Here is a 4,323-nt window from a genome sequence, read left to right as displayed (position 1 = left end):
ATTTATTGAACTCTGGAAAAGAAGTGAGCAACAAGTAAGCGGAAGGGCAATTTTTCTTAGACGCCATACTTCTTACTTCAATCAACCATAAAAGAGGAAGAAGAGATGATCAAATTTTTATTTCAGCGCACCATCGGTATGGCTGTCACCATGTTCTTCGTGTCGATTATGGTATTTATTATCATGGAACTCCCTCCTGGTGACTATGCCGAGCGATGGGCGTTTCGTAAATTTTCGGGGACAGGATCCGAGTTCAACGAATCTGACATCGACAATATTCGTGCAGAATTTGGTCTCGATCGACCAGCCCCGGAACGCTATTTCAAATGGATCAGCGGCATTGTCCTGCATGGTGATTTTGGTGAGGCGTTTGCTTTTCAAACCTCGGTCAATATCGTCATCGGACAAAAAATCTGGTTAACCCTGACAATCCTTTTCTCCACGCTGATCGTAACCTATCTCGTTTCAATACCAATTGGCATGTATGCCGCCGTCAGGCGGAGTTCGATTGAAGATTATGCGTTGACCGTGTTTAGTTACCTGGGTTTTGCCCTGCCTAATTTTTTGCTGGCCCTGATCTTATTATATATTTCTATTACCTTTTTTGACTCTACTGTTGGCGGTCTTTTTTCACCAGAGTATGCCGATGCCCCCTGGAGTGTAGAGAAAGCATTGGACCTGCTCAGTCACCTTATCATTCCGGCAATTGTTCTGGCATGGTCAGCCACGGCCTTTCAACTGCAAACGGTCCGAGCCACCATGCTTGATGAGCTTAACAACCTGTCTGTGACTGCGGCCCGGGCCCGCGGCGTCCCTGAGTGGAAACTGCTGATCAAGTACCCCGCCCGTCTGGCAATTAACCCCGTTGTCAGCACGATGAGCTTTGATGCCAATCGCATCTTCTCCGAGCTACCAATTGTGGCCCTGGTCTTGGGCCTGCCGGAGCTGGGGGAACTGCTGCTTAAGTCTTATCTTGATTTGGATATGTTTGTCGCTGGCGCAATCCTGCTCATTCTGACCTTTATGATCGTCTTTATGAATTTTCTTTCAGATATTGCACTCGCGATCTTAGATCCGCGCGTTAAGCTAATAGAAGGGTAGAGAAATGACAACCACTAACCTACCGCCAAAAGCAATCCAGACACCCGCTAGCCAAGCAGAATCAGAAGAGGCTCTGCGCTACTATTCAGCTACCCAATTTCAGCTAATTTGGTGGCGTTTTCGCAAACATCGTCTCGCCCAAGCCGGAGCGCTCATTCTGATCACGATGGTATTAGTAGGGCTTTTTGCCGAATTTTTTGGGCCATATACCGGCACAACCCGGATCAGTGATGTTGTGTTGATAGGCCCCCAAATGCCCCGCTTTTGCAATGACGATGGCTGCACCTTACGCCCCTATCTTCCTGGCATTATTTCAGAGCGTAACCCGGAAACCTTAAGGATGGAAGTCAAAATCGACACGTCTATTCGTCGGGATATTCACTTTTTTGTTCAAGGTGAGCCTTATAAATTATTGGGCTTTATAGAGATGCAGACACATCTATTTGGGATTGATGAAGGGTCTATTCATCTCTTTGGCACTGACAGTCTGGGGAGAGACATCTTCTCTCGCATCCTTCTTGCTACACGAACATCGTTGTCAATCGGGGTAATCGGGGTGTTGATCTCTTTTGTACTAGCCTTGATCATCGGTGGAGCGGCCGGCTATTTTGGAGGTGGACTTGACTATAGTATCCAACGCTTAACTGAAATTGTGCGCGTCATTCCGGTGATTCCTCTTTATATGGGTCTGGCGGCATCCTTTCCTGCTCAATGGTCATCTACCCAGGTTTATTTCGCCATGACCCTGATCCTGGCCGTCGTTGGTTGGCCGACTCTGGCCCGCCGCATCCGAGGAAAATTATTAAGCCTGCGTGGTGAGGATTATGTTGTGGCCGCTAGGCTGGCTGGGGCCAGCTCCAGCCGTATTATCGGTCGACATCTACTGCCAGCTTTTACAAGTTATATCATTGTTGATCTGGTCATTTCATTTCCTTATATACTCTTGAGCGAGACTGCACTAAGCTTCGTTGGGCTGGGTCTTCGCCCTCCAACAGTCAGTTGGGGTGTCCTTTTACAAGATGCACAGACGGTTCGCGCGATTGAGCAAGCTCCCTGGCTTTTCATACCAGCTATTTTTGTAGTCGTCGCCGTACTTTCTTTTACCGTCCTGGGTGATGGTCTGCGGGATGCCGCAGATCCATACCAGATAAGCAAATGACCGTGATATGGAGATAATTTCATGGCAATAACAAAAGAAACTACTGACGCTAATCTCTTAGAAGTGAAAAATCTCAAAATCTCATTTAAGACAGACGAAGGGATTATTACCGCTGTTGACGGCATTAATTTTTCGGTCAAACAGGGACAAACATTAGGCATTGTAGGTGAAAGCGGATCAGGCAAGAGTGTAAGTACCTGGTCTATTATGCGCCTCCTGCCTAAAAACTCAATCATCGACAAAGCATCGTCGATCCAATTTCTGCGAAAAAGCGGCAAAGTTGTCGAAATTACAAAACTTAAAGCAAATAGCCGTGAACTACGGAAAATTCGCGGTGGCGAAGTTGCGCTCATTTTCCAAGAACCGATGAGTTCCTTCTCCCCTGTCTATACCATCGGCAACCAGATTATGGAGGCAGTTCTGCATCACCGCGATGTTAGCAAAGAAGAGGCTCAAGAAATCGCTATCGACATGCTGGACCGCGTAGGTATCTCCAATCCCCGGCAACGTTTCAAACAGTTTCCGTTTGAACTCTCAGGCGGAATGCGCCAACGGGCAATGATTGCGGTAGCCCTATCCATGAACCCATCTCTGTTGATTGCTGATGAGCCAACCACATCTCTCGATGTGACCATTCAGGCGCAAATTTTGGAGTTGATGAACGAGCTACAAGAAGATATGGGGATGTCAATCATCTTCATCACACATAATCTGGGCGTGATCGCTCAGGTGGCTGATGAGATAGAGGTGATGTATCTGGGGAAAATTTTGGAGCGAGGTACGACAAAAGAGATTATCAATCATCCACAGCATCCTTATACACAAGCCTTATTGAAAGCGATTCCTCATCTGGACCGTCTCGGAGAGCGGTTGACAGCCATCAGTGGCGATATTCCTAGCCCCTTGGCACGACCGAATGGCTGCCCATTCCACACGCGCTGTGATGAAGTAATGCCAGGTCTCTGCGATGTCGAAATGCCAAGCCTGACTCAGATCAGCGGTACCCACAACGTATATTGCTTCTTGCATGAGGAGAGAGATGTCTGATATCTTACTTGAAATTAAGGATTTGAAGGTACATTTTCCCATCCGTAGTGACCGTCTGTTGGGTGGAGTCACAAAATATGTGAAAGCAGTGGACGGAGTTAGCTTTTCCATCGAGCGAGGAGAAACGTTGGGCCTCGTTGGAGAAAGCGGCTCAGGAAAAACCACAGTGGGGCGATCTATTCTGCGAGCAATTGAGCCGACAGATGGACAGGTCAGCTTTAGTATTGACGGTCAAATGCTGGATTTAGCCCAACTCACAGACGAAGAAATGCGGACACATCGAAAGCATATGCAATTGATCTTTCAGGATCCCTATTCTTCGCTGAACCCACGTATGACAGTGCGCGACATTATTGCCGAACCTTTGGTCGCGCTGCAATTGGCTAAGGGGCAGGAAATAGATGAACGCGTGCGTAACGCGGCCGCGATTTGCAAGCTCAACGTGGAGTATTTGCGCCGTTTCCCCCATGCCTTCAGTGGTGGGCAACGACAGCGCATCGGAATTGCCCGAGCCCTCATCTCCCAGCCACAATTTATCGTTTGTGACGAATCGGTGTCGGCACTCGATGTATCCATCCAGGCGGAAATTCTTAATTTATTAATGGATTTGCAGTCTGAATTCGGGTTTACATATTTGTTCATCGCCCACGATCTAAGCGTGGTGGCGCATATCTCCAAGCGGGTAGCCGTTATGTATCTTGGTCAGTTTGTTGAGTTGGCTCCCACCAAAGAACTTTTCCATGCCCCAAAGCACCCTTATACCGAAGCGCTGATGTCAGCGATCCCGGAAATGGACCCAGATCAGGAAATGGCTCCGGTCCATCTGGAAGGCGAAATTCCAAGTCCAATTAATCCCCCCTCTGGCTGCCGTTTCCATACCCGCTGCCCTTACGTACAGGATATTTGTAAGACAGATGTGCCGAAGTGGCAGGAAATTGAACCTGATCACTTTGTCGCCTGCCATTTTGTGGACACATTGACATTGAAAGGTGTGAAAATGCCAGATGTGGTAGCAG

Annotated in this window: 4 protein-coding genes; all 4 read left to right on the top strand. The window is 48.0% G+C overall.

Features of this window, described 5'->3' with window-relative positions:
* Positions 1-105 precede the first annotated feature (105 nt).
* Positions 106-1,101, top strand: coding sequence for an ABC transporter permease (locus AC3DOM_RS16125; protein WP_487920065.1), 996 nt, complete (start codon positions 106-108; stop codon positions 1,099-1,101).
* A gap of 4 nt (positions 1,102-1,105) precedes the next feature.
* The gene (locus AC3DOM_RS16120; RefSeq protein ID WP_487920064.1) at positions 1,106-2,260 is read left to right on the top strand and encodes an ABC transporter permease; all 1,155 of its coding nucleotides are present in this window, start codon (positions 1,106-1,108) and stop codon (positions 2,258-2,260) included.
* A gap of 21 nt (positions 2,261-2,281) precedes the next feature.
* The gene (locus AC3DOM_RS16115; RefSeq protein WP_487920063.1) at positions 2,282-3,307 is read left to right on the top strand and encodes an ABC transporter ATP-binding protein; all 1,026 of its coding nucleotides are present in this window, start codon (positions 2,282-2,284) and stop codon (positions 3,305-3,307) included.
* Positions 3,300-4,323: ABC transporter ATP-binding protein (locus AC3DOM_RS16110; protein ID WP_487920062.1), on the top strand; the 1,024-nt coding region annotated here is incomplete at its 3' end. The genes AC3DOM_RS16115 and AC3DOM_RS16110, both read left to right, overlap by 8 nt.

It is taken from the genome of Candidatus Desulfolinea nitratireducens, assembly GCF_982879505.1.
The sequence above is the reverse complement of the archived record's forward strand: the minus strand, read 5'-3'. Positions and strand labels throughout refer to the sequence as shown.